General features: G+C 56.2%; 24 protein-coding genes and 1 other RNA gene. 6 read left to right on the plus strand and 19 right to left on the minus strand.

What is annotated here, in order from left to right; all coding sequences use genetic code 11:
- The first annotated feature begins 24 nt into the window (after positions 1-24).
- Positions 25-1,263, plus strand: coding sequence for an acyltransferase (locus G7069_RS09065; protein ID WP_166296779.1), 1,239 nt, complete (start codon positions 25-27; stop codon positions 1,261-1,263).
- Here G7069_RS09065 and recJ read toward each other — a convergent pair.
- From recJ to carA, 6 genes are read right to left on the minus strand one after another with little or no spacing between them, the layout of a single operon-like run.
- Positions 1,178-2,827 carry a single-stranded-DNA-specific exonuclease RecJ gene (gene recJ / locus G7069_RS09070; protein ID WP_240912558.1) on the minus strand — a complete coding sequence of 550 codons (1,650 nt, stop codon included), beginning with the start codon at positions 2,825-2,827 and terminating at the stop codon, positions 1,178-1,180. The genes G7069_RS09065 and recJ overlap by 86 nt on opposite strands.
- 56 nt (positions 2,828-2,883) lie before the next feature.
- Complete coding sequence (locus tag G7069_RS09075) at positions 2,884-3,795, minus strand: phosphoglycerate mutase (RefSeq protein WP_166296783.1); 912 nt, start codon at positions 3,793-3,795, stop codon at positions 2,884-2,886.
- Between the two features lie 7 nt (positions 3,796-3,802).
- Complete coding sequence (gene greA / locus G7069_RS09080; RefSeq protein WP_166296785.1) at positions 3,803-4,282, minus strand: transcription elongation factor GreA; 480 nt, start codon at positions 4,280-4,282, stop codon at positions 3,803-3,805.
- On the minus strand, positions 4,279-7,521 hold the full coding sequence (gene carB / locus G7069_RS09085; protein ID WP_166296798.1) for a carbamoyl-phosphate synthase large subunit: 3,243 nt from the start codon (positions 7,519-7,521) through the stop codon (positions 4,279-4,281). Before carB ends, greA begins: the two co-directional genes overlap by 4 nt.
- A gap of 4 nt (positions 7,522-7,525) precedes the next feature.
- The gene (locus G7069_RS09090; protein ID WP_166296800.1) at positions 7,526-8,272 is read right to left on the minus strand and encodes a hypothetical protein; all 747 of its coding nucleotides are present in this window, start codon (positions 8,270-8,272) and stop codon (positions 7,526-7,528) included.
- The gene (gene carA / locus G7069_RS09095; RefSeq protein ID WP_166296813.1) at positions 8,269-9,396 is read right to left on the minus strand and encodes a glutamine-hydrolyzing carbamoyl-phosphate synthase small subunit; all 1,128 of its coding nucleotides are present in this window, start codon (positions 9,394-9,396) and stop codon (positions 8,269-8,271) included. Before carA ends, G7069_RS09090 begins: the two co-directional genes overlap by 4 nt.
- 135 nt (positions 9,397-9,531) lie before the next feature.
- Here carA and G7069_RS09100 point away from each other — a divergent pair, with 135 nt between their 5' ends.
- Entirely contained in the window at positions 9,532-9,876 is a 345-nt protein-coding gene (locus G7069_RS09100; protein WP_166296815.1) for a hypothetical protein, read from the plus strand.
- On the opposite strand, the gene dapB is transcribed toward G7069_RS09100, so the two are convergent.
- The 5 genes from dapB to hrcA form a co-directional block, all read right to left on the minus strand.
- Entirely contained in the window at positions 9,873-10,583 is a 711-nt protein-coding gene (dapB, locus tag G7069_RS09105) for a 4-hydroxy-tetrahydrodipicolinate reductase (RefSeq protein WP_166296817.1), read from the minus strand. The two genes, G7069_RS09100 and dapB, sit on opposite strands and share 4 nt — an antisense overlap.
- 5 nt (positions 10,584-10,588) lie before the next feature.
- The gene (gene dnaJ / locus G7069_RS09110) at positions 10,589-11,725 is read right to left on the minus strand and encodes a molecular chaperone DnaJ (RefSeq protein ID WP_166296820.1); all 1,137 of its coding nucleotides are present in this window, start codon (positions 11,723-11,725) and stop codon (positions 10,589-10,591) included.
- A gap of 90 nt (positions 11,726-11,815) precedes the next feature.
- Positions 11,816-13,732: a molecular chaperone DnaK gene (dnaK, locus tag G7069_RS09115; protein WP_166296822.1), complete on the minus strand. Its 1,917-nt coding sequence runs from the start codon at positions 13,730-13,732 to the stop codon at positions 11,816-11,818.
- A gap of 95 nt (positions 13,733-13,827) precedes the next feature.
- Complete coding sequence (gene grpE, locus G7069_RS09120; protein ID WP_240912671.1) at positions 13,828-14,310, minus strand: nucleotide exchange factor GrpE; 483 nt, start codon at positions 14,308-14,310, stop codon at positions 13,828-13,830.
- 114 nt (positions 14,311-14,424) lie between these two features.
- Complete coding sequence (hrcA, locus tag G7069_RS09125) at positions 14,425-15,480, minus strand: heat-inducible transcriptional repressor HrcA (RefSeq protein ID WP_166296827.1); 1,056 nt, start codon at positions 15,478-15,480, stop codon at positions 14,425-14,427.
- A gap of 114 nt (positions 15,481-15,594) precedes the next feature.
- Between hrcA and recN the strand changes: the two genes are divergently transcribed.
- Entirely contained in the window at positions 15,595-17,271 is a 1,677-nt protein-coding gene (gene recN, locus G7069_RS09130; protein ID WP_166296829.1) for a DNA repair protein RecN, read from the plus strand.
- A 1-nt stretch (position 17,272) separates the two neighbouring features.
- Here the strand turns inward: recN and fur are convergent, their stop codons facing one another.
- Positions 17,273-17,674, minus strand: a complete 402-nt coding sequence (gene fur, locus G7069_RS09135; protein ID WP_166296831.1) for a ferric iron uptake transcriptional regulator — start codon at positions 17,672-17,674, stop codon at positions 17,273-17,275.
- 109 nt (positions 17,675-17,783) lie between these two features.
- Between fur and bamE the strand changes: the two genes are divergently transcribed.
- Positions 17,784-18,176 (plus strand): outer membrane protein assembly factor BamE, encoded by a 393-nt coding sequence (gene bamE, locus G7069_RS09140; RefSeq protein WP_166296833.1) that lies wholly within the window; start codon positions 17,784-17,786, stop codon positions 18,174-18,176.
- 9 nt (positions 18,177-18,185) lie between these two features.
- Here the strand turns inward: bamE and G7069_RS09145 are convergent, their stop codons facing one another.
- On the minus strand, positions 18,186-18,455 hold the full coding sequence (locus G7069_RS09145; protein WP_166297691.1) for an RnfH family protein: 270 nt from the start codon (positions 18,453-18,455) through the stop codon (positions 18,186-18,188).
- A 7-nt stretch (positions 18,456-18,462) separates the two neighbouring features.
- Positions 18,463-18,900, minus strand: coding sequence for a type II toxin-antitoxin system RatA family toxin (locus tag G7069_RS09150; RefSeq protein WP_166296835.1), 438 nt, complete (start codon positions 18,898-18,900; stop codon positions 18,463-18,465).
- Positions 18,901-18,942: 42 nt separating this feature from the next.
- Between G7069_RS09150 and smpB the strand changes: the two genes are divergently transcribed.
- The gene (gene smpB / locus G7069_RS09155; protein WP_166296837.1) at positions 18,943-19,440 is read left to right on the plus strand and encodes an SsrA-binding protein SmpB; all 498 of its coding nucleotides are present in this window, start codon (positions 18,943-18,945) and stop codon (positions 19,438-19,440) included.
- A gap of 21 nt (positions 19,441-19,461) precedes the next feature.
- Here the strand turns inward: smpB and G7069_RS09160 are convergent, their stop codons facing one another.
- The gene (locus G7069_RS09160; protein WP_166296839.1) at positions 19,462-21,639 is read right to left on the minus strand and encodes a CHASE domain-containing protein; all 2,178 of its coding nucleotides are present in this window, start codon (positions 21,637-21,639) and stop codon (positions 19,462-19,464) included.
- A gap of 121 nt (positions 21,640-21,760) precedes the next feature.
- Here G7069_RS09160 and ssrA point away from each other — a divergent pair.
- Positions 21,761-22,114, plus strand: a transfer-messenger RNA (tmRNA) gene (ssrA, locus tag G7069_RS09165).
- Positions 22,115-22,781: 667 nt separating this feature from the next.
- Here ssrA and G7069_RS09170 read toward each other — a convergent pair.
- From G7069_RS09170 to G7069_RS09185, 4 genes are all read right to left on the minus strand, one after another.
- Positions 22,782-23,120 carry a phage head closure protein gene (locus G7069_RS09170; RefSeq protein ID WP_166296841.1) on the minus strand — a complete coding sequence of 113 codons (339 nt, stop codon included), beginning with the start codon at positions 23,118-23,120 and terminating at the stop codon, positions 22,782-22,784.
- Positions 23,121-23,197: 77 nt separating this feature from the next.
- Positions 23,198-23,500: a phage gp6-like head-tail connector protein gene (locus tag G7069_RS09175; protein WP_166296843.1), complete on the minus strand. Its 303-nt coding sequence runs from the start codon at positions 23,498-23,500 to the stop codon at positions 23,198-23,200.
- Entirely contained in the window at positions 23,497-23,709 is a 213-nt protein-coding gene (locus G7069_RS09180) for a helix-turn-helix domain-containing protein (protein ID WP_166296845.1), read from the minus strand. The genes G7069_RS09175 and G7069_RS09180 overlap by 4 nt, the downstream gene beginning before the upstream one ends.
- A gap of 470 nt (positions 23,710-24,179) precedes the next feature.
- Positions 24,180-24,845 carry a hypothetical protein gene (locus tag G7069_RS09185; RefSeq protein ID WP_166296847.1) on the minus strand — a complete coding sequence of 222 codons (666 nt, stop codon included), beginning with the start codon at positions 24,843-24,845 and terminating at the stop codon, positions 24,180-24,182.

Genomic DNA, 24,845 nt, shown 5'->3' on the forward strand with positions numbered 1-24,845 from the left:
CTTCCCTTGCCATCCGTCAGCGACATGACCCCTTCGATTTCAGCACGCCGTTACGACCTAGATTGGTTACGCATCGGCGCATTCGCCTTGCTCGTCCCGTACCACGTCGGTATGTACTACACGACTTGGGATTGGCACATCAAGAGTCCGGCCATGTCGCATGCACTGGAACCCTTCATGTTACTGACTGCACCTTGGCGCTTGTCATTGCTGTTCTTCATAGCCGGTGTCGCGTTTGCCTACGCAATGCGCACCCGCGGCGGAGGGTTGGCATGGTCGCGCAGTAAGCGTTTGCTGATTCCACTCCTATTCGGCATGTTTGTCGTTGTCGTTCCACAGGTCTACTTGGAACTCAAGGAAAAGATGCCGGGCTTCGATATGCCAGCATGGGCTTTCTACCAGCGCTACTTGCAAGGTGGCGACATCTATTGTGTGAGACCACACGATTGCATCGATGCACCAACATGGAACCATCTTTGGTTCGTTGCCTATCTGTGGCTATACACCTTGCTCGCCTGCGGACTTGCGAAATGCATTCCCACTTCGGCGAAAGCGCATTGGGTGTCCCTGTCGGAAAAATACTTGGGCGGTTTGGCCACACTCCTCGTTCCGATGTGCCTATTGGTGCTTGCGCGCGTTTGGCTCTACCCCCTATTCGATTCGACACATGATCTTGACGACGATTGGTACAACCACGCTCAGTATGGCGTGGCATTCGTCACCGGCCTTGCGATCGCATTCAACGAGCGTGCTTGGCACACAATTTATGCGGCGCGGCGTTGGATGACGGTACTTTGGGCGATCTGCTACCTGACATTCTTGGCCTGCTTTCTTGTATTCGATTCTGATACCGGCAGCGTCCCGGCGCTCGCCTTGGCGACGCAACGTGCGCTTTGGGGTGTCATGACGTGGGCTGCGATATGTGCGATCACCGGTTACGCGATGAGATGGCGCCATACCGATAGTCGCTGGCGTGCTTGGCTGACAGAAGCGGTGTTCCCACTCTACATCCTGCACCAAACCGTCATCATTCTTTTGGCGTGGAATGTCCGATCGCTGCATTTGCCCTGGCTGATCGAATACGTCGCGCTGATCGCGCTCACCTTCTGTATCTGCTTCGCGGCATTCGGATTGATTCGGCGAGTTCCGTGGCTCCGTCCGTTTTTCGGTTTGCGCTTCAGGCTGGCTGGCGGTGTCGCACCATCAATTGCACGGCATCACCCCCGCGCCAATCATCCAGCACCAATTGATAGACAAGCCTGACCCGTTCGCCGGTTTCACGCTGCGGGGCGTTGAACTGGATCGCACTAAATACACAGCCGTCCTTGCGAACCTTCATTCTCAGGTGTTTTTCTTTCAGCCATCGCGATTCGAGCACTTCAAAAACATCATCAAACTGGGGTTCGGGATAGGCCTGGCCCCACACACCGCCGTCTCTCAAGGCAACTGCGGTGCCCGCACTCATTTCCTGCGGCGTCAGTGGGCCATCTGATTCGATGAACGCTTCGAGGATCGAAGGCGTCAGCCAAACTTGACCCACAGATTGCATGGCTCGGTTGAATTCATCGAAATGTGCGACCGGCAAGCTCAATCCGGCCGCCATGGCATGGCCACCGAACCGCTCGATCATCCCTGGATTTTTCGCATCGACCCATGCCAGCGCGTCACGCATGTGAAAGCCGGGAATCGAACGGGCCGAACCGCGAAGCATGTCGTCGTCATTACCAGAAGGCGCAAATGCAACCACCGGACGATGTGTCTTGTCCTTGAGTTTAGAGGCAACCAAGCCGATGACACCCGCATGCCAATCGGCGTCTTGCAAGCACAGCACGAGCGCGTCTTCGTCGTGCGCACGTTCGGCCAATACATCACCACTTGCGATCATCGCCTGCTGCAAGTCGCGTCGTTCGCGGTTGATGACATCCAAAGTTCCAGCGAGTTGCTCGGCAACTGCCCGCGAATCCGCCATCAAACATTCGATGCCGACACGCATGTCCTCCAAGCGACCCGCAGCATTGATTCGAGGCGCAATCGAAAAGCCGATATCCGCTGAGGTGAGCGAGGACAAGTCGCGTCCGGCCACGGCAGCAATCGCCGCGATGCCGGCGTGGACTTTACCTGCCCGGATCCGATTCAGTCCCGCTTGCACCAATGCTCGATTCAGTGGATCCAACCGAACCATGTCGGCGACAGTGCCGATCGCCACCAGATCCAATAACGCGGTGAGCTCGACCGACGGTAGCGCCATCCGGGACCGGAGTGCCAACAACACGTAGAACATTACCCCGACGCCCGCCAGGGCTTTTGACGGAAAAACGTCGTCTGGCTGATTCGGATTGACGATTGCATCGGCACAAGGCAAGCGATCACCAGGAAGATGGTGATCGGTGACAAGTACCTGCCAACCTGCATTTTTGGCCGCCCGCACACCATCGAAGCAAGCTATCCCGTGGTCCACGGTGACAATCAAATCCGGGCGCATCGGCCGGAGTTCGTCGACCAACGCAGGCGTCAGCCCATAGCCGTGGATCGCGCGATCAGGCACCGCGTAGCTCAAGTGTTTCGCGCCCAATAATCGCAATCCCCGCATAGCAACCGCGCATGCCGTTGCGCCGTCACAATCGAAATCAGCCGTCACCACAATGTGCCGATCTTCTTGAATTGCGGTTTGCAGCAGTGACACAGCTGGATCGATATCTTTCAACAACGAGAAATGGGGCATGACATCGAGTTTTGGCATCGCTTCAGAAAACGACGAGGACCCACGCGCCGCATGGATGCGTGTTAGTACCTTGGGCAACGCTGTCGGCCAGGCGCCTGTTTGCATGTGCGAATCAGGCACACTTCTACGCACAATCCTGATGGGTCTCTCGCGCTCTGCACTCATTCGCGCGCGGCACTGAGTTGCAATGGTCTTCGCCAAATGCGGTAACGCTGGGTTCGCGTGATTTCCAGGGCATCGAAGTCTTCGAAAAGGCATTGCACGTGCCGTGTGCCGGTCAGCACGTTGAGATTCGACTGAACCCGATCGACGGGAACACCGCGCAGATCCAGCACATCATCGTCTTGAAGGACGTCGGGGACATCTGTGAGTTCGATCGCAGACACACCTTGGTGCCTCGCGAGACCCGCGAGGATGGCATCGCGCGTAAAGACACGTCCCACTTGTATTGGGCGTTTGGGCGGCAATTCACCTTGCCCCCAGAACCACAGTGAGTTGATGGGCGCCAGACCCTGCGCAAGACGCACCTCGTTCCTCGGATGCTGATGCAGCAGAATTTGGGCCTCACTCATCAGTGTTTTCCAACGTCGATGCGTGCCTTCGAAATCCATGTGCGAAAACGCATCGTCGCCTAACGCATCAATGGGGCCACTAAATGGCGGAAGTGGCGTGCCGTTTGTCAGTCTCAAGTACCACCGATGTGGATTGGGGGCGTCGATCGGCATCCCTGCATCGCCAAACAAGGGCATCAATGTGGGCAAAAACGCTTGTACGTCTTCAGGCGTCATCGGCAAAGTTTCACCCACGCCTAGCAACTTGCCGCCATTGATATCGGCTTTGATCCATGCGGGATCTGCGCGCAGCCATGCAGCACTTTGCGAATCGGTTTCGGGGCGATCAATCATGCGCGTCAACGCAGCCGCCGGCCAATGTTGCGGATCTGCCAAGCCGAAGGTCTGTGCGAGCCAAGTATTGGCACGCAGACGCGATCGATTCGCTTGCCCCAAGCGTTTTGCCAGAGGCACTTCAATATGGGGCCATCTGCGGGCATCCGGCAGCAATACCCGGATCATGGCGGACTCAGCCTTCGTAATTGACGCTGACGATTTCGTACTCGTGCGTGCCGCCCGGCGCTTCGATCGTGATGGCGTCACCTTCGTGCTTGCCAATCAGCGCACGCGCGACCGGTGATGAAATGGCGATCAGCCCCTGTTTGATGTCCGCCTCGAGATCACCCACGATTTGATAGTTGCGGGTTTCGTCCGACGCCATCGACGCCAACTCGACCTTTGCACCGAACACAACTTTGTCGCCGGCATTCAACGTACTCACGTCGATGACCTGGGCATGCGAGAGCTCGGCTTCCAGATGTTTGATACGCCCTTCAATGAAGCCTTGTTGCTCACGTGCCGCATGATATTCGGCATTTTCCTTTAGATCGCCGTGTGCGCGCGCTTCAGAGATCGCTTCAATGACCGCGGGGCGTTTGACGGACTTCAATTCCTCGAGCTCCGCGCGCAGACGCACTGCGCCGGCCGAAGTAATCGGTGCTCTACTCATGCTTGCAACTCCTTATGCAGTTCTTGCAGCGACCACACGGGTCCGCTATTCCGATATTGAAGCGAATGCAGCAAGGCCTTGGCACCCGACACCGTGGTCGAGTATGTCACGCGATGTTGCAGGGCCTCGCGGCGAATTGAGAAGGAGTCGTTGATGGCTTGACGGCCTTCAGTGGTATTCACGATGTAGGTGATTTCGCCGTTCTTGATGAGATCCACCACATGCGGACGACCTTCGATCACCTTGTTGATCAACTCACATTCAAGATCGTTGGCCTGTAGCCATTTCGCCGTGCCGCGTGTCGCAACCAAGCTAAAGCCCATTCGAACCAGTTCATGTGCGATCGGCAGCAAGCGTTGCTTGTCGGGATCACGCACGGACAGGAATGCCTTGCCTTGCTTCGGCACTTGAATGTTGGCGGCTTCTTCTGCACGCGCGAACGCTGCACCGAAACTGCGACCAACACCCATCACTTCACCCGTGGAGCGCATTTCCGGCCCAAGGATCGGGTCGACGCCTTGGAACTTGGCGAATGGGAAAACCGCTTCCTTGACTGAGAAATAGTCAGGAATGATTTCTTCCGTCGTGCCCTGCTCTGCCAAAGTCTTACCGGCCATGCAGCGTGCAGCAATTTTTGCCAGCGGACGCCCGGTCGCTTTCGAAACAAATGGCACCGTACGCGAAGCGCGTGGATTGACTTCAAGCAAATAGATGACGTACTCACCGTCATCCTGCATTTGAATCGCGAACTGCGTGTTCATCAGGCCGACCACGTTCAGAGCTTTGGCTAATGCCACCACTTGCTCACGCAAGGGCGCTTGCACGCGTTGCGGCAAAGAGTACGGCGGCAATGAACAAGAGGAGTCGCCCGAATGCACGCCCGCCTCTTCGATGTGTTCCATGACACCGCCAATCAGCACGTGACCTTCGTGATCTGCAATGACATCGATGTCAACTTCAACGGCATTGTCGAGGAAACGATCAAGCAAGACTGGCGAATCGTTCGAGACTTTCACCGCTTCGCGCATATAGCGCTCAAGGTCTGCATCGGTGTGAACCACTTCCATCGCACGCCCACCCAAGACGTAGCTGGGACGCACCACCAGCGGGTAGCCGATATGACGCGCCAACGTCAGGGCCTCTTCTGCACTGCGTGCCGTGCGATTCGGCGGTTGATTCAAGCCCAATTGCTCGACCAATTGCTGGAAGCGCTCACGATCTTCCGCGAGGTCAATTGAATCGGGTGAGGTACCGATAATCGGCACACCATTGGCCTCAAGTGCACGTGCCAATTTCAGCGGCGTTTGCCCGCCGTATTGCACGATCACGCCCTTCGGCTTTTCCAGGTCGACGATATTCAATACGTCTTCCAAGGTCAGCGATTCGAAGTACAAGCGGTCTGAGGTGTCGTAGTCAGTGGAAACCGTTTCCGGGTTGCAATTGACCATGATGGTTTCATAGCCATCTTCGCGCAGCGCCAAAGCGGCATGCACGCAGCAATAGTCGAATTCAATCCCCTGCCCGATGCGATTCGGACCACCCCCCAACACCATGATCTTTTCACGGCTGCTCGGGTTCGCTTCGCATTCTTGTTCGTAAGTGGAATACAGGTAGGCCGTGTCAGTTGCAAATTCTCCGGCACAGCTGTCAACGCGCTTGTAAGCAGGTTTAACGCCCAATGCCTTACGCAGCACACGCACCGACTTTTCATCGGATTGCAGCAGTTGCGCAATGCGCAAATCTGCAAAGCCCATGCGTTTGACATGCAGCATGCCTTTTGCATCAAGTGCTGCCAGACCGTTGATCGCGATGTCTTTCTCGGTGGCGACAATTTCTTCGATTTGATCCAAGAACCACGGATCAACGAATGAAAGCGCATGCACTTCTTCAACACTCATGCCCGCGCGGAATGCATCTGCAATATGAAACAAACGTTCGGGACCGGGCTCACGCAGTTCTCTGCGCAAAGTGGCCAAATCGCTGTCGTCACTCAAGTCGAGCCCCGTGGGGTCGAATCCGGACTTGCCGGTCTCCAAGCCACGCAGTGCTTTCTGGACGGATTCTTGGAAGGTGCGGCCAAAGGCCATCACTTCGCCGACGGATTTCATTTGCGTGGTCAAACGCGCGTCAGCAGTGGGGAACTTTTCGAATGCAAAGCGCGGAATCTTCGTCACGACGTAGTCGATGGAAGGTTCGAACGATGCCGGTGTCAGACCCCCGGTAATATCGTTCTTCAATTCGTCGAGCGTGTAACCGACGGCGAGCTTTGCAGCGATCTTTGCAATCGGGAAACCGGTGGCTTTCGAAGCCAACGCCGACGAGCGCGACACGCGTGGATTCATTTCGATGACAACCACGCGTCCCGTTTCGGCATTGATGCCGAACTGCACGTTGGAACCACCGGTGTCTACACCGATCTTGCGCAGCACCGCAATACTGGCGTTGCGAAGTCGTTGGTATTCCTTGTCGGTCAGGGTTTGTGCCGGCGCGACCGTAATGCTGTCGCCGGTGTGCACACCCATCGGGTCCAAGTTCTCGATGCTGCAGACGATGATGCAATTGTCGGCGGTGTCACGCACCACTTCCATCTCGAACTCTTTCCAGCCAAGAACGGACTCTTCAACCAGAATCTCGCTGACGGGCGACAAATCGAGACCGCGCTTGGCGATTTCTTCAAACTCTTCTTTGTTGTAAGCAATACCGCCACCGGTACCGCCAAGCGTAAAACTGGGGCGAATGATGGTGGGATAGCCGACTTTGGTTTGGATCTCGACCGCTTGTTCGAACGTGCGGGCGACTTGCGCTTTCGGACATTCAAGTCCGATTTCGTCCATCGCCACGCGGAACAATTCGCGATCTTCCGCCATGCGAATCGCATCACGCGAAGCGCCAATGAGCTCAACGTTGTACTGCTCGAGTACGCCGTTGTCAGCCAAGTCCAACGCACAGTTCAAAGCCGTTTGACCGCCCATGGTGGGCAGCAGCGCATCCGGGCGCTCTTTGGCGATGATCTTCTCGACCGTCTGCCAATTGATGGGCTCGATATACACCGCATCCGCCATTTCGGGGTCGGTCATGATGGTCGCAGGATTGCTGTTGACCAGCACAACGCGATATCCCTCCTCGCGCAGCGCTTTACACGCTTGCGCACCCGAATAGTCAAACTCACAGGCCTGCCCGATCACGATCGGGCCGGCACCTATGATTAAGACGGTTTTGATGTCTGTACGTTTTGGCATGACTTCAGAGCTCGTCCATCTTTACTTTGCACACTTCCATGGCATTGACCAACATTGGTAGCATCATGGTCATACCTGCGTTTTCGCCGATTTCTTTGCCGTTCTTTTCGTCGGTACCGATCGCCGCTTCCATGCCCATCAATGCGCGCAGCGGCGAATTGGCTGGATCATTTGCAAGGCTCATCAAATCCAACATGGCACGCGGGCTGGCATCTTTCAGCAGCGACGTCATCTCCGTGTTTTCACCGTTCGTTGCACTGCGTGCGCCGGCCATCATGATTTTTGAGAAGAGCTTGGCGCCTTCCCCTTCCATCAGGGTCAAGTCGCTGCCGAATCGATCGGCATGCGTCGAGGCATACGTATCCACGCGTGTGGCCAGCACCTTGCGGTAGCCATCTTCTTTCAAGTTCGTGCGCATGCATGCCAACTTGGTTGCGTCGGGTTTGCGCGCCTTGGAAGAGGGCCAGTAAGGATCGTTCGCAGCCACGTCCATCATGATCTTGCCCACGGGCATGACCGTTGCAACAGCAGCGACCATGCGTTGCTTATAGGCGGCTTGTTCAGCAGCGCCCTTTGGCATCGCAATGGGCTTCGCTGCCGCGGGTGCCGCGGGCGGTGCCACCGTGGCAGGACGTGCCGGTGCGGGTGCGACGTCTTTTGTCACAGGCGCCTCTTTCTTCGCTTGCGCAAAGGCCGACGTGGAACCTGCCAGAACCAAACATGCAACGGTAAGTTTCAACACAGTTTTCATACTTTCCCCTTCCCCATGATGTCGATGAATTTGTCAAAAAGCGGTGCAACGTCGTGCGGACCCGGCGATGCTTCCGGGTGGCCTTGAAACGAAAACGCAGGTGCTTGCGTGAGTTCAATGCCCTGGTTCGTCCCATCGAACAAAGACCGATGCGTGACACGAATGCCTGCCGGCAATGTGGATTCGTCAATGCAGAACCCGTGGTTCTGCGACGTGATCATGACGCGATCCCCATCCAGATTGATCACCGGGTGATTTGCACCATGGTGGCCGTGCGGCATCTTCATGGTCTTGGCGCCCATGGCAAGCCCCAACAATTGGTGTCCGAGACAAATACCGAAGAGCGGCACTTTCTTTTCGACAAAGACTTTGATCGCATGAATGGCGTAGTCGCAAGGCTCCGGGTCGCCGGGGCCATTGGAGAGGAAGACACCATCCGGATGCATCGCCAATACGTCTGCCGCCGACGTTTGCGCAGGCACGACCGTGACATCGCAACCGCGTTCGGCGAGCATGCGTAGGATGTTCAACTTGACGCCAAAATCGTAGGCGACGACTTTGAATTTTTTCGGGGCTTGGACAAAGGCGCCTGAATCCAGATCGAGCTGGCCTTCAGCCCAAACGTAAGGTTTCGGCGTTGACACGACCTTGGCCAAATCCAAGCCCTTCAAGCCGCTGAACTTGCGTGCAGCTTCGATGGCTTGATCGGCATCGATCGCGCCGGACATCAGCGCGCCATTTTGCGCACCGGTTTCGCGCAGTTTGCGGGTCAATGCTCGGGTGTCGATATCGCTAATGGCCACAATGCCACGTGCCTTCAGCCACTCTGGCAAAGACACTTGGCTGCGCCAGCTGCTGGGCCGTCTCGGTACGTTGCGAACGATCAAACCGGCCGACCAGACCTGCGCCGCTTCGTCATCCAATGCGGTCATACCGGTGTTACCGATATGCGGATAGGTCAAAGTGACGATTTGCTGGGCATAGGACGGGTCGGTCAAGACTTCCTGGTAGCCGGTCATCGCGGTATTGAAAACCACCTCGCCGACTGAAATGCCCGCGGCACCAATGGAAATTCCTTGATAAACGGTTCCGTCTTCAAGGGCGAGTATGGCGGTATCTGACACGGGCAATCGCCTTTCTGTAGGTTGCACGTTTCTACCGAAACGCTCAGGGCGATCCGGTTTATTTCTGTGCGGGCGAGTGCAAATGATAGGGGTCCGGAACTTTTATGTCTATCAAAAGACGCGTATTGTTCACGCATGCAAGGCGCACCCGAACCTGAGAACACATCTGACGGGCCACCGAACAAGGGCTCAGTCCTGCTGGGCTTCGTTCTGTTTCTCGCCATTTTGGCGGCCAATGCCATCTTGAGCACCATGATTTATGCGGTGATCACGACCTTGGGCATGGGGTATAGCCGTGACGCGCTGTTTCTGCCTGCCCTGCCTGTGCTGATTTTCGTCGCCGCCTTGGTGATCTTGCTGGCCAAGCGCAAGACACGGACCGCGTGGGGGATGGCCGTCCCGTTCTTAATCACGGTCGGCCTGATCGCATTCGGTTTGGTTGCGACGTTCAGCAAGTTGGCGTCGCTGGGAATCCGTTAGTCGAGGCTATCTGCAATCTTGTACTGACCCGGCGCACGCGATTTCAGCCACTGGGCAGCGTGCAATGCGCCACGCGCGAAGATGTCTCTGTGTGTGGCTCGGTGCACCAATTCGATGCGTTCACCGATACTCGTGAATTGAACCAAATGTTCGCCGACGATATCGCCGGCACGCACACTTGCGTAGTGAACATCTGCGCCAGCGTCTGCGGCCGCTTTGCCTAAGGTCAGTGCGGTACCCGACGGCGCATCCTTCTTGTGCACGTGATGCGATTCAACGATGTCGCAGTTCCACCCAGGCAATTGCGCTGCTGCACGAGCGACAAGTGCTTCGAGCACCGCAACGCCCAAACTAAAATTTGATGCCCATAGCACAGGAATTTTTGCGGCGGTTGCCGTGATTGCGGCTTGCTGGTGTTCAGACAGACCCGTCGTGCCCGAAACAAGCGCGCGCCCTCGGTCTGCGCACAACTGAAGCGCCGTGTCGAAACCTTCCGGAAGACTGAAATCGATCAGCACATCGAAATCGGGGACCGCCGCAATTTCTTTGACCGAGTAGCACGCAATCTGATCCACAACACGCGCTTTCGGATCGCTACGCGTCACGAGCGCCACAATCTCAAACGCCGCATCAGCCAATGCGAGCCGATGGATCGCTTGTCCCATTCGGCCATTGGCACCCAACAGTACGATGCGAGTCTTTTCCATGCCGTTCACCCGACCATTCGGTCCCAGAATCCCTTGACGCCATCTATGAAGGTACTGTGTTTCGGTGAATGGCGTCGTGCGCCCTCGCCCACAAAGGTGGTTTCGAACTTCTCAAGCAGTTCGCGCTGTTCGGGGGTCAAGTTGACGGGCGTCTCGACGACGACACGGCAATACAGATCGCCCTCGCTGCGACTACGCACCGATTTCACGCCCTTACCGCGCAAACGGAAGACTTTTCCAGTTTGGGTTTCTGCGGGGACGCGGATTTCGGCTTCACCTCTTAGGGTCGGCACGCGCACTTCGTCTCCCAATGCAGCTTGGGAAATTCGTATCGGCACGTCGCAATGCAGGTCATCGCCGTCTCGCTCGAAAATGGCGTGCTGACGCACGCGCACTTCTACATAGAGGTCACCCGGCGGTGCGCCGGCAGGCCCTGCTTCACCCTCGCCACTCAAGCGAATGCGATCGCCTGTATCCACGCCGGCCGGCACTTTGACGTCCAGCGTTTTTTCATCGTGGATGCGCCCGTTGCCGTGGCAAGCGCCGCACGGCGTGACGATCACTTGGCCGCGACCATGACACTGCGGGCACGGCTGCTGCATCTGGAAAATACCGCGTTGCATGCGCACTTGGCCGATGCCGTTACAGCCGCTACACCGTTCGATCTTGCCGTCGCTGGAGCCTGAGCCTTTACACGTGCCGCATTCCAGCAATGTCGGAATTTCAATACGTTTTTCGACACCCGCTACGGCATCTTCGAGATCAAGCTCCATCACGTAGCCGATGTCAGCGCCTCGACGTGGACCGCGCTGACCGCCGCCGCCACCAAAGATGTTGCCGAAGATGTCGCCAAAAATATCGCCCACATCTTGGAAATGCGGTCCACCGCCGCCACCACCACCGCCCATGCCGTGCTCAAACGCCGCGTGGCCGTGGGCGTCATAGGCGCGTCGCTTCTGCTCGTTCGACAGAACGTCGTAGGCTTCTTTGCATTCTTTGAAGGCCACCTCGGCGGTCGCTTCGTTTCCGATATTTCTGTCTGGATGGTGCTTCCCGGCGGCGCGGCGATACGCCACTTTGATTTCTTCAACGGTCGCGGTGCGGGATACACCCAGCACTTCGTAGTAATCGCGCTTGCTCATGGAACCATCCAAACTCATTCAAATCTGATACGAAAACGGAAAAGCCGGCTGCCCGACTTTTCCGCTTCGGCGTTTCATCGAGACGACAGCTTACTTGTTGTCGTCTTCTTTGACTTCCGTGAACTCCGCGTCCACCACGTCATCAGCTGGGGCGGATTGGCCTGCAGCGGCATCAGCGCCGGGCTGCGGACCTGCATTCGCAGCAGCGAACAGGGATTGCGCGATTTCTTCCAAGGCCTTTGTCTTGGCTTCGATCTGCGCCTTGTCGTCACCCTTCATGGCGGATTCGACATCTGCAAGGGCCGTTTCTGCGCGACCGATCAGATCGCCCGGCAATTTGTCGCCGTTGTCCTTGATGGCGGTACGCACCGCATGCATCAAACCGTCGGCTTGGTTGCGTGCTGCGACCAATTCTTGGAAGCGAAGATCTTCTTCGCGATGGCTTTCTGCGTCTTGCACCATGCGTTGAATTTCTTCGTCCGACAATCCCGAACCCGACTTGATTTCGACCTTTTGTTCCTTGCCGGTCTTCTTGTCTTTGGCGGTCACGTGCACGATACCGTTGGCATCGATGTCAAAGCTGACTTCCACTTGCGGCATGCCGCGCGGCGCCGGCTCAATGCCGGTGAGATCGAAACGTGCCAACGACTTGTTGTACGCCGCTTGTTCGCGCTCGCCTTGCAGCACGTGCACTGTCACAGCCGATTGGTTGTCGTCGGCGGTACTGAAGGTTTGCGATGCCTTCGTCGGAATCGTGGTGTTCTTTTCAATGATCTTGGTGAACACACCGCCCAGGGTTTCAATACCCAAGGACAGCGGCGTCACGTCAAGCAAGAGGACGTCTTTCACGTCACCTGCCAACACGCCGCCTTGAATCGCGGCACCAATGGCCACTGCTTCGTCGGGGTTCACGTCCTTGCGCGGTTCTTTGCCGAAGAACTCGGTCACCGCAGCTTGCACCTTCGGCATGCGCGATTGACCACCGACCAGAATGACTTCAGCGATATCGCTTGTCTTCAAGCCGGCATCGTTCAATGCGACTTTGCAGGGTTCGATCGTACGCTTGACGAGTTCGTCTACCAACGCCTCAAGCTTCGAACGCGTCAGCTTGATGTTCAAATGCTTCGGACCCGATGCGTCGGCCGTCACATACGGCAAGTTGACGTCGGTTTGCTGCGACGACGACAGTTCGATCTTGGCGCGTTCTGCAGCATCCTTCAGGCGTTGCAATGCAAGCGGATCTTTACGCAAGTCGATCCCTTGTTCCTTTTGGAACTCTTCGACGAGATAGTCGATGACGCGCATGTCGAAATCTTCACCGCCGAGGAAGGTGTCACCGTTGGTGGCCAGCACTTCGAACTGCTTTTCACCGTCGACATCCGCGATTTCGATGATCGACACGTCGAACGTACCGCCGCCGAGATCGTACACGGCAATCTTGCGATCGCCACCGGCTTTATCCAGACCATAGGCCAAGGCTGCAGCGGTCGGTTCGTTGATGATGCGCTTGACGTCCAAGCCAGCGATGCGGCCCGCGTCTTTTGTTGCTTGACGTTGACTGTCGTTGAAGTACGCGGGCACGGTGATGACCGCTTCGGTGACCGTCTCGCCGAGGAAGGCTTCGGCGGTCTTCTTCATCTTTTCAAGCGTCTTTGCTGAGACTTCTTGCGGCGCCATGGTCTTGCCATCTGCCAAAGCGACCCAAGCATCACCATTGCTGTGCTCGACGATGGCATACGGGACCAAACCAAGATCTTTCTTGACTTCTGCGTCAGAAAATTTGCGGCCGATGAGGCGCTTCACTGCGTAGAACGTGTTTTTCGGATTGGTGACAGCCTGGCGTTTTGCCGACGCGCCCACCAAGACTTCGCCGTCTTTGGTCCAAGCGACGATTGAGGGTGTGGTGCGATCGCCTTCGCTGTTTTCAATAACGCGTGCCTTGCCACCGTCCATCACTGCAACGCAGGAGTTGGTGGTACCGAGGTCAATACCGATGATCTTAGCCATGTGTGTGAATCTCCAAAAATTTTAAATTTGTGTGCGAACCGGGCCGCTATGTTCGATAAATGGGGCCATGCGCCCCTACTTCAAGGCGCACCAAGTCAATCGGATTGCGCAACCACGACCATTGCCGGGCGCAGCAAGCGATCGTTCAGCAAATAGCCCTTTTGGAAGGCCTGCAGGATCGCACCGGGCGCCACGTCCGTGCTTGGCACCTGACTGACGGCATTGTGGTGTTCCGGATTGAACGCATCCCCAGGCACCGGCGCGACGACGACAAGGCCGTTGCGTTCCGCCACTGCATGCAGCTGTTTCAAAGTCAGTTCAAGGCCTTCACGCAGCGGACTGTTCTGGGTATCCGATGCCAAGCCGGCTTCAAGGCTGTCAAACACAGGCAGGAGGTCTACCAGCAAGCGTTCGTTGGCAAAGCGTCGTGCGTTGTCTATATCGCGTGCCAGGCGCTTACGTTGGTTTTCGAGGTCGGCGCGCTCAATGAGCGACTGCGCCTTCAGTTGTTCAATTTCACCTTGAAGCGCTTCAATCGGATCAAGGATCGAATCGACGTCGGTCGCTTCCGGTCCCATGCCATCAATGGCTTCATTCTGCGGCTGTTCTGGGGTTTCACTCATGTTGATATCCAATGTCTGCGCGTTGCTCTGCTGCACCTGACATGTGGACGATCACGGGAAGTTCAAGGGCTAGCGCCCGCCTAAACGCTCACCAAGCACCATTGCGGTCGCTTGGACCAGCGGAATCACGTTGGAATACGCCATTCGGCTAGGGCCGATCACGCCCAGAACGCCCAAGACGCGGCCGTCAGCGCTGGCATAGGGCGTTGAAACAACTGAGAGCGCATCCATCGGTGCCAGGCCGGTTTCCTCACCAATAAAAATGCGCACGCCCTCTGAATGCAGGGTGCGTTCCAAGAGCTGCAACATGTCGCGTTTGCGCTGGAAGGTCTCGAAGACCGCACGCAGCTGCGCCATGTCATTCAGATCTTGCACTGCCATCAAATTGATCTGGCCGGCCACATACACGTCGAGCGATGGCTGCTCATGCTCGCGCACCGCGATCTCCGCTAACTCCAATGCTCGCTGCATCCAATCTTGCACGTCGTCGCGCGCCTGACGCAGTTCGCCCACCAAGGTTCTGCGAATGCTTTGCAAGGGCAATCCGACGAAATTCCGGTTCAAATAATTGCTGATTTGCTCGAGCGTCTGGGCATCGATCGGTGATTCGGTACGGATGACACGGTTCTGCACCTCATGATCCGGGAATACGACAACCGCCAAGATTTCGTTCGGCGCAAGACCCACAAACTCGATATGCCGAAAAGATTCATTGCTGCGCTTAGGCGCACTCACCACACCGACGAAGTGACTCATGGCAGACAGCAAATCGCCTGCGCCGCTGAGGAGGTCTTGGGTAGGCACGTCCTTGGGCAGGCCTTCTCTGAGGCGCGCAAGATCGCGCTCCTGCAACGTGTCGATTTGGAGCAGCGAATCAACGAAGACACGATAGCCCTGCGCTGTCGGAATTCGGCCTGCAGACGTGTGCGGTGACACCAATAGCCCAATATCTTCCAGGTCACCCAAGATGTTTCGAATCGTGGCGGCACTGATATCCAGCCCTGCGGATTTGGCCAAGGTCTGTGAACCCACGGGCGATCCGTGATGAATGTACTGACCGATCAGTGCGCGCAACAACTGACGGGCGCGTGGATCGAGATCGGGTACCGCAGAATCGTTGGTCATAGATTGGATATTAGGCCTGTCGGTTTGCGATGCAAGCACACAGATCAGGATTCCCCGATGCGGAAATCAGGCGGCGGTCTCACTTTCCGCGACGACAGACTTTAGAATGCGAGCATGCTCATCAGTCTTAGCATCCGCGACTTTGCTGTTATTTCGAGCTCCGAATTGGAGTTCGCAAGTGGCATGACGGTGATTTCGGGTGAAACCGGTGCCGGCAAATCTTTGTTGGTGGATGCGCTCGGCTTCCTCTCTGGCGCACGCGCAGATTCCGGCATGGTGCGCCATGGCGCCGATCGCGCTGAACTGAGCGCCAGCTTCTCGCTGTCGGATGCCAACCTGGCCACGGCTTGGCTCAAACGCCAAGACATGGACGACGGTGACGAATGTTTGATCCGCCGCGTGCTTCGCGCAGACGGTGGCTCCAAGGCATGGATCAACGGCAGATCGGCCACACTGGGGCAATTGAGCGAGATCGCCTCTTTACTGGTGGAGATCCACGGGCAACACGCGCAACAACGCCTGTTGGTGAAAGCGGATCAACTGTCGATGTTGGATGAGTTGGGCGATTACCAAACGGTTCGCGACACCGTCAGTGCGCATGCGTCAGCTTGGCGGTCTGCGCATAAAGCGCTAGATGCGTTGACCTCCAATGGTGATGTTGAATATCGCAAGCAAACGCTCGCAGAGTCGTTGAATGAGTTGGACGACGCGGTGCTCGAGCCCGAGGCGCAAGAAGTACTCTTTGCACGGCACAAGCGAATGAGTCATAGCGCAGAGTTGATCGAAGCATGTCATGACATTGCGGTCGATCTTGAAGGCGATGAATCCCGTGCCGGGCTCTTGGCGAACTTGCATCGGGTCAAGTCTGAACTGACAAAAGTGTCGAGGTTCGAACCCAAGCTGGCAGAGATTGCGCAGCTGCTCGATACCGCAGCCATCCACACCGAAGAAGCCGCGCAGAATTTGGCCGTCATTCGTGACGATGTGGCATTGGATCCGCAAGCGATGGCGCAAGCCGAGCGTGATATGTCTCGGCTTCAAGACCTTGCCAGGAAATACCGGACGCGACCGGAATTGCTTTTGGAAACGCGCAATGCGCTGGCGGAAGAGTTGGACTCGTTGGCGAATGCAGAAACGACGCAGCGCGAACTCGAGATCGCGCTAGAGACGCATGCAAGCGCTTGGCAGGCGGCCGCTGCCGAACTCAGTAAAGCGCGGACGGGCATTGCTCGCCAGCTGAGTGAACGCATCAGTGGCTTGATGGCGACGCTCGGCATGGAAGGCGGCCAGTTTGAAGTTGCCATTGAGCCGACCGGAACGGCCCCACCCGACCCGCTCGGCGCGGAACGCATCGAATTTTTGGTTTCAGCCAATCCGGGCCAGCCCTTACGCCCCTTGCGCCGCGTGGCGTCGGGCGGCGAGCTATCGAGAATCGCACTGGCGATTCAAGTGGCCGCGATCGACGGTGACATTGCGCCGACCATGGTGTTCGACGAAGTGGACAGCGGCATCGGCGGCGCAGTAGCAGACGTTGTCGGTGGGCTCTTGAGCACCTTGTCTGCACGCTGTCAGGTGATGTGTGTCACCCATCTGCCACAAGTAGCGGCACATGGTGCCCACCACTACCGCGTCGACAAATCCAAATCAGAAGGCCTGACGCAAAGCGCACTCGAGATTTTGGACGAAGACGCGCGCATTGATGAACTTGCCCGGATGTTGGGCGGCAGCAAGAAGACCGCCGCGGTACACGCGGCGGCCAAAGCACTACGCAATGAGGCGATGAGCGCTTGATTTAGGTCTGTTTGCGCACGTACAAGACCAGGGCATGCCCTTCGATCTTGTATCCGTGCTTCGCGGCAATCTCGTGCTGAATGCGCTCAATTTCGTCAGATTCAAACTCGATGACCTTGCCGGTGTCCAAATCGACCATGTGGTCGTGATGGTCGCCGCGATCCAGTTCATAGACAGCCTGACCGCCTTCAAAGTTGTGCTTCAGCACCAAGCCGGCAGATTCGAATTGCGTCAGTACCCGATACACCGTGGCCAGGCCGATTTCTTCGCCGGCGTCAATCAGGCGGCGATAAATGTCTTCTGCGGTCATATGCCGCGGGCTGGCATTTTCCAAGAGCTCAAGGATGCGCAATCTAGGGTGCGTGGCCTTCAGGCCGGCATTTCGCAAATCGTTCGATTCCATTCCATGATCCTCATTCGTATCGCCTGAACGCAGTGTTCACGCACTTTCTGGCGCGTATCGTCACCGTGTATCATCGCCTAGTCTAATTCTTGTTTAGCCCAAACCCCATATGCGTACATTGCTCTTGACCGCCGCAGCCGTCGTAACACTTTCGGGTTGTTTGTATCGCCAGCCCGTTTACCAAGGCAATTTGGTCGAAGAATCCGCGGTCAAGCAACTGACAATCGGCATGAGCAAGGAACAGGTCATGTCGATGATGGGCTCGCCGTCTATCGCCGACCCCTTCCACAAGGACCGTTGGGACTACACCGCCACGCAACGCGTTGGCCGCACGGGCGACACAGAAATCAAGAATTTTGTCGTGTACTTCGAGAACGATGCAGTCACCAAGTGGGAAGGTGATTACTTCCCCGAACAAGATGATGCCTTGGCGAAGCGCGCCAACAAAGAATTTGGCCCCAACTTGCGCAAGAGCGACAAAGAGAAGAACGGCGGCCAATAAGTCGCAGCGTCACCACTTCTTATGTTTCACAGAGCGCGCTTCGGCGCGCTTTCTGCGTGCGTCCTTTGGATCGATCAAAAGTGGGCGCAGCAACTCCAATCGGTCGCCGTCCTCGAGGATCGCAAGGTCGTCGACCAACACGCCGTACACGGCCATACCACACGTGCCCTCGCCTAGCCCACTGGCTTTGCGTGCCTCAGCTGCCGTCGTGCCCACGGGCAATTGCAGCGAAACCGTTTCGAAACGGTCGGGCCAAGCGGCAATGACAGAAACTGTGATCACGGGTTCACGTGGCTGTTTGACGGTTCGCTGCGCGCACGAAATCATTGACCATCTGATCCGCCATCGCTTGCAGGCCCATCTTCACCCCAACGGCCATCAAAGGCGAGCTGGGCTCGAATTGAAGCTCCAAGGTCACTTTGCACGCGTTTTCAGCCAGCGGTTTGAAATGCCAGATGCCTTCTAAAGATTTGAAGGGCCCCTCCAGCAAATGCATGCTGATTTGCTTGGGACGATCGAGCGTATTTTCTGTCTTGAACCAAGTCTTGAACGCGGAAATGCCGATGTCGAGCTTGGCAACAACTCGGTTGGGCTCGCGCAGAATCACCTCGGCACCCTTGCACCAGCCGAATTGCCCCGGATACAGCTCGATGGCGTCGATCAAGTCGAACATTTGCTCCGCGGAATGCGAAACCAGGGCACTTCGTTCTATTCGGGTCGTCATGGATAGCTGCGCCGTACAGGTCGTTTAGGCGACAATGTACTGATGGCTAAGGCAAATGCAAAAGAGAAGAATAAAGGAAATGGCGGCACGATCGCGCTAAACAAGCGCGCGCGTCATGAATACCACCTGGAACAAAAGTTCGAGGCGGGTCTGTCCTTGCAAGGATGGGAATTGAAATCCATACGCGCCGGCCGCGCCAATATTGGTGAAAGCTATGCCATTGTCCGCAACGGTGAAATCTTCCTGTTCGGCGCCCAGATCACCCCGTTGCTCTCCGCGTCCACCCACGTGGTCGCTGATGACCGCCGCAATCGGAAGCTACTTTTGCATCGTCACGAAATCGACCAGTTGGTCGGACGGGTCCAGCGCGATGGCTACACCATTGTGCCCACCGCCCTGTATTGGAAGGGCAACAAGGTGAAAGCCGAAGTGGCGCTCGCCAAAGGCAAGCAAAACCACGACAAACGCGACGCCGAGAAAGAGCGCGACTGGAATCGCGAGAAGCAGCGCGTCATGCGTCGCCACAACAAAGACGCCTAAAGCCTGCTGCAACCGTCCGACTTAACTCACGTCTTCGGGCGGTAGATTGAAGACGAATCGCGCACCCTTGCCGACTTCGCCACGCGCACGGATTTCACCGCCGTGACGTTCGACAACGCGTTTCACCGAGGTCAAGCCAATACCGTGTCCTTCAAATTCACTCTCGGTATGCAGTCGCTGGAACGGCCGGAACAGGTTATGTGCAAAAGACTCAGAGAAGCCGGCGCCATTGTCTTCCACGAAGAAGCCGTACGGCAACTCCAAGGTGCGTCCGAAACGAATGACCGCACCTTGCTTGCCGCGCGTGAACTTCCATGCGTTTCCAATCAAGTTCTGCAAGAGATTGGAAATCAACGCAGGGTCACCATTGGCGAATAGCCCGGGTTCAATGTCGAAGTGGACACTGCGATTGGGCTCACCGCTTTCCAATCCAGATTGAATCTCAAAAGCAAGATCACTGATGTTGAAGTTACGGCGCTCCAGCTTGGATTGCGACAGACGCGCGACTTTCAACATGGCATCGATCAAATCGCTCATGCGCAATGCGGCTGTTCTGACGCGGCTCAGGTAGCCCTGCCCTGTTTCATCCAATTGCTTGGAATACTTGTCGCTCAGCACCTGACTAAACCCTTCAATGGCACGCAGCGGTGCGCGTAAGTCGTGAGATACCGTGTAGGCAAAGCTCTTCAGCTCATCGTTCAACTCGGTCAGCTCGCGCGTACGCGATTCGACACGCGATTCAAGCGTTCTATTTAAAGATTGGATGCGCGCTTCGTTGGTGATCCGATCGGTGATGTCGAGCACCTGCAGGATTTGCGCAACTTCCACAGCCTCATCTTGTGGAATGGTGGCGAAGATCAGTGACATATGTCTGATCTCTCCGTTCTTGCGGACCAATCGTCGGACTTCGCTCCACACGCCAGGTTCTTCAGGCGTGGTGCGGATTCTCACCGCACCCGGATCAAACAGGCCATCAATCGTTCGCTCAAAGAAGTCAGAAGCTTCTCCTCCCATCATTTGGCAGAACGCAGGATTCACTTGCAGAATGCGACCACGCGAATCCAAGAGGCATTTGCCGATGGCGGAGTGCGTCAGCGACGAGCGAAGCAAGGTTTCACTTCGGCGGTGCGCGGCGTTCATGTCTTGGGCAATGCCGTAGGCACGCAAACGTGTCAGAGCAAGTGCCAGGACGATCGCGGTTAGCGCGAGCGAAAGTGGAATCCCCACCAAGAGCACCAATAAATCGCGCGAAAACATATCGCCTTCGTTCGATTTCGCGTAAAGAGACGTCCGCCATGTTCTGCCTAGCACTTCTTCTTCAGCGGTCCAGACAGGGTGTGAAACGACCGGCTTTCCGCTGTCTTTGAACAGCACTTGCGGTGTCCCACTTCCCGTTTCTTCGACCACTAACAAGAAATTCCGGCTGAGCGGCTTCAACGCTTGTTGAATGATGGCCTCGGTATGGAACGGGATGTATGACCAACCCAACATTTCTGCGCGTCGCTCACTCAAGGTTTGCGGCTGCGCGTTTTTTCGATAGATCGGCAAGTACATGATGGCGGACGACACCGGCTTGCTGCCATCTTGACGCAGTTGCAACTTGGTCGTGAGCCATGCCTTGCCTGTCTCCATCGAGCGCTGCATGGCATCGTGCCGCAACGGCTCCGAATACATGTCGTAACCGTAGAACTTGGAGTTCACGGTCGTCTCCGGTGCCAGAAACACGATCGGGCCGTAATCGGCACGTACGCCTGATGGCCAAACCGTAAACAGCTCTCCGGAATCTTTGCGAATCTGCTCTTGCATCAAGACCAAATGCGATTGATCGAAATAGAGCGAAAGCCCAACGCCTACGACGCCGGGATACCGGTTGCCTATATCCAATGCACTGACATAGGTGGTCCACTGCTGTCGCTGGATTTGCACGATCGAGGCCAGTAGCGCAGCGCTGCCATGCAAGATGAGCTCAAACGAGCTCAAATGACCACGGATCATCAATGCAATTGCATCGGCTTCTTTCACGGCGGCAGCGCTGCGCATGGCATTGGATTGCCGATGCGCTTCCCGCCAAATAATGCCGGTCAACGACAAGCAGACCATCAGCACAAGCAGGCTGAGCAGCACGGCAATGCGGATCCGTGGACGTTGTAGATCAGGGTTGAGAGTGGCGTTTAAGACGCCGTCGCTATGGGAGGCCATGGACATATCCTGCCACGCCACTTCCTGAATGGATTTCATGTGTAGCGTCACTTGCAGTGACCGCCCTTGGTAATCGCAAGACGGGGCTATATAGTGGACGTGTCAGACGAGACGTTTTCCCGGGGGTGCATTGGCTTCGACGGGGGTTGCGAAATCGCTTGGCGCATGCCGAGGGGGTAGCTTTCCTCGCTAAACCAGCTGCAAACTATTAGTTGCCAACGACGACAACTACGCTCTCGCCGCTTAAGGCGTAAGCCCTGAACCCACTTGTGCCTGTGCTCGTGGATGTAGGGTCATTATCACAGGACCGGCCCAGGCGGCGACCCGCCAACTTGGGCTTAACTTTAGCGGGTGTGGATTGCGGTGCGCCTTGCTTGTTGAGTTGCCGCCGTCCGAGATCAATCAATAAGCTAAGCATGTAGTGCCGGGCGTGGAGTGCCTTCGGACGGCGGTTCGATTCCGCCCACCTCCACCAATATGCTGAGTAAAATCAGACACTTAACCCGCCTTCATGGCGGGTTTCTTGTTTGTACGGACCCGGGTACGGAAACTTGAAATGAAAAACCCCGACAGGATCACCCTGCCGGGGATTTCGAATACGTTGTTACCTTATTGCTTTTGGTTGCGGTAGCCCCGCGCAACCATGCATGAGTAATACAAACTTATGTTGGTTTGACCTCCTTGCTGCGCTTCTCGTGTGCACTCATAGTCATCCCTGTTGTACTGAGCCGAATCGCTGTGATCCGGATGTACCCAAGCAAAGGATGCGCAGCCGCTAAGAAGGATGACCGAAATACCCATGATTACAAATCGCATTGTTTCCCCTATTAGTTGAAAAGCTCTTTCAGTTTAACTTCTATGCGGATTTGCGGTAATGGAACAATTCTCTCAGGCCAAACTGGGCTTGAAATACAAACGTGGGGGCCGTGACAGCATCTGCCGTATGCAGCTTGTGGTCCACTCCCTTGTGCGCGGAGTGCAGGTTCACGGCCTCGGATGCGGGATATCAAAGCCATCCCGTCCGCAAAGCGGAAAGTAAGTACCGCACCTGCTGCTGTGGTTTTTCATGAATCCGGCACTCACAGCTAATCCGGAATTGGGCGGGGAATCAAAACAATGCGGGCCCGCTCCAATCACTCCCGCTAGATTGTTCCTTCCGCAATGTCTTTGGCCATCACCAGTGTTTCGCGGTTGCGTCCTTTCGGATTGATCACTGATTGGATATTCCACAGCTTGCCGTCATACAACAGGCGATGGTGCGGCCTCAAATCGGGTTGGTATCGCATGGTGAACTTCACCGTGTTTTCGGCTTGGATGGCGGCGGCGGCGAAGTATTCGCGCCCTACCAGCGGCTCGACTTTTGCCATCACCGTGGCAAACGTGGTCCATGTGCGCGTGATGTATCCCGTTTCAGGGTCTTGCGTTGAAACGTAGTCTTGCAATTCGACGCGCTTGGCTAATTCTCTGGCCGTGAAGCTCATATGTATAAAAGTCCTCGTTCGGTATACGAATTCGCCACCGGCACTTCGGCCATGCGCAGGGTTTCTTTTGTGTGGAATCATCCGGCACGCACCCCCGGCTCACGGCGATACGGACGCAACGCCCGCTCGACTTCGCCTTGGATTTGTGCGGCCTTCTCAGGCGGGAGCTCGTCCACCATCAGCATGGCGAGCGTGCAAATGCACTGCTTGATGACAGCGGGATGTTCCCCCTCGAACTCATCCAACGAAAAGCCAATGAACGTTTCCACCTGCTCTTGTGCGGCATCCATTGCCATTTGCAGGACGGGGTAGTTTTGATTGTCCTGAACTTCGCGCATGAAGGCGCGGAACTCGGTCAGTAGAATGACGACGTTACTCACGCTGCCACCTTCAATTCGGCCACCAGCCGTTCAATTTCAGTTGCAGGAATCAGGGTTCGCGAGCCCAGTTTCACGGGCTTGATACAGCCCTCACGGAACTGTTCGTATATCCAAGTGCGCCCCACACCGCTCAAAGCGCGGCGTGCCGTATCAATGTCGTATAGATAAACCGCCGGTTCCGGCGAAGGGTTCGACAACTGCTTTTTCATGTTTTGGGGTTCCAGTCTGAATACGCCGGAGTTGCGCCCCATGGTCATTCGTGTTCAAAATGCCCATGTCGGCGCGTCCTCGTCGGCTAGGAGATACACAAAGGACATGGCCCTGCCGGTTGCACCCGGTGGGGCCTCTTTGTTTGAGACCCCGCGTTCCGCGCCTTTGTGCGCGTGTGTACGAATAGCTGCACACATGAACTAGTTAAAGACGTGTTTCTCACCTCGTCAACGTTTCTTTTCCGATCATGAAAACATTCGAGATTTTCCCTATTCAGGTCATGCTTGATTGAGCAACAACCAAATGCCTGCGCCTATCCTGAGGGATCCAAAACTCAAAGCAAGCACTTCAACTTGGCGGTCCTATGTGCAGCTTTCGCACGTGTCCTCCCGCGTACTTGGGTGGACGCCTAAATTCTAGGCACGTTCAATCCACAAGTGTTAGGGAATACCGTGTGGATAACTTGGGGTTATTTTCCCCGCTTGATTTGCTTTCTCAGCTCGCCAACGTCTTGAGAAACTTCAATCCCCCAGCACGCCATCAAATCGGCAGCAAGCTCACAGCGTTTTAGCGTCTGCATTTCAGGTAGCTGCTTGCTGATCGCTGCGTCCACCTCAGCTAAAAGCCGGTCTCGGTGAAAGGTACGATTGGTCACCGTCTTTCGGGCCATACGCTCGATTTCTTGCGCCGCCACCATGCAATACACTTGCACCCGCGTCAGGTACTCCAAACCACTTTCAGCAAACGCAACATCTTTTGTGGCGCGATTGCCCAATGCAGAAACATGAGCGGCCAAGTTTGGCTCCATGTATCTAATGCGATCCGCAAGGTCTGCGGCGATATCGGCGGTCATTCGCGCTTGCGCGACTATTTCCGTTGGCGTTAGACGCGCCGCCAACCATGCGTTTGCCATTTGATAACGGCCAACGTGATCAATTAGCCCGCCAAGCAAAGCTAAGGCAACCTCACCTGGCACTCGATGCCGCTTTAACGTTGTTTTGGCAGTGTCATATCGAACCGTCCCCTCGCCCCACCAGTAGCCAGTCGCATCGTGCGCCCCTTTCTCTTTCGCACTTAGACGACGTAACGGCGCGGATTTCTCCGCGCTTGGCTTCATTGTCCTTTTCGTTGCCAT

Origin of the sequence: Lysobacter sp. HDW10 (assembly GCF_011300685.1) — a bacterium.
Classification (GTDB): domain Bacteria; phylum Pseudomonadota; class Gammaproteobacteria; order Xanthomonadales; family Xanthomonadaceae; genus Solilutibacter.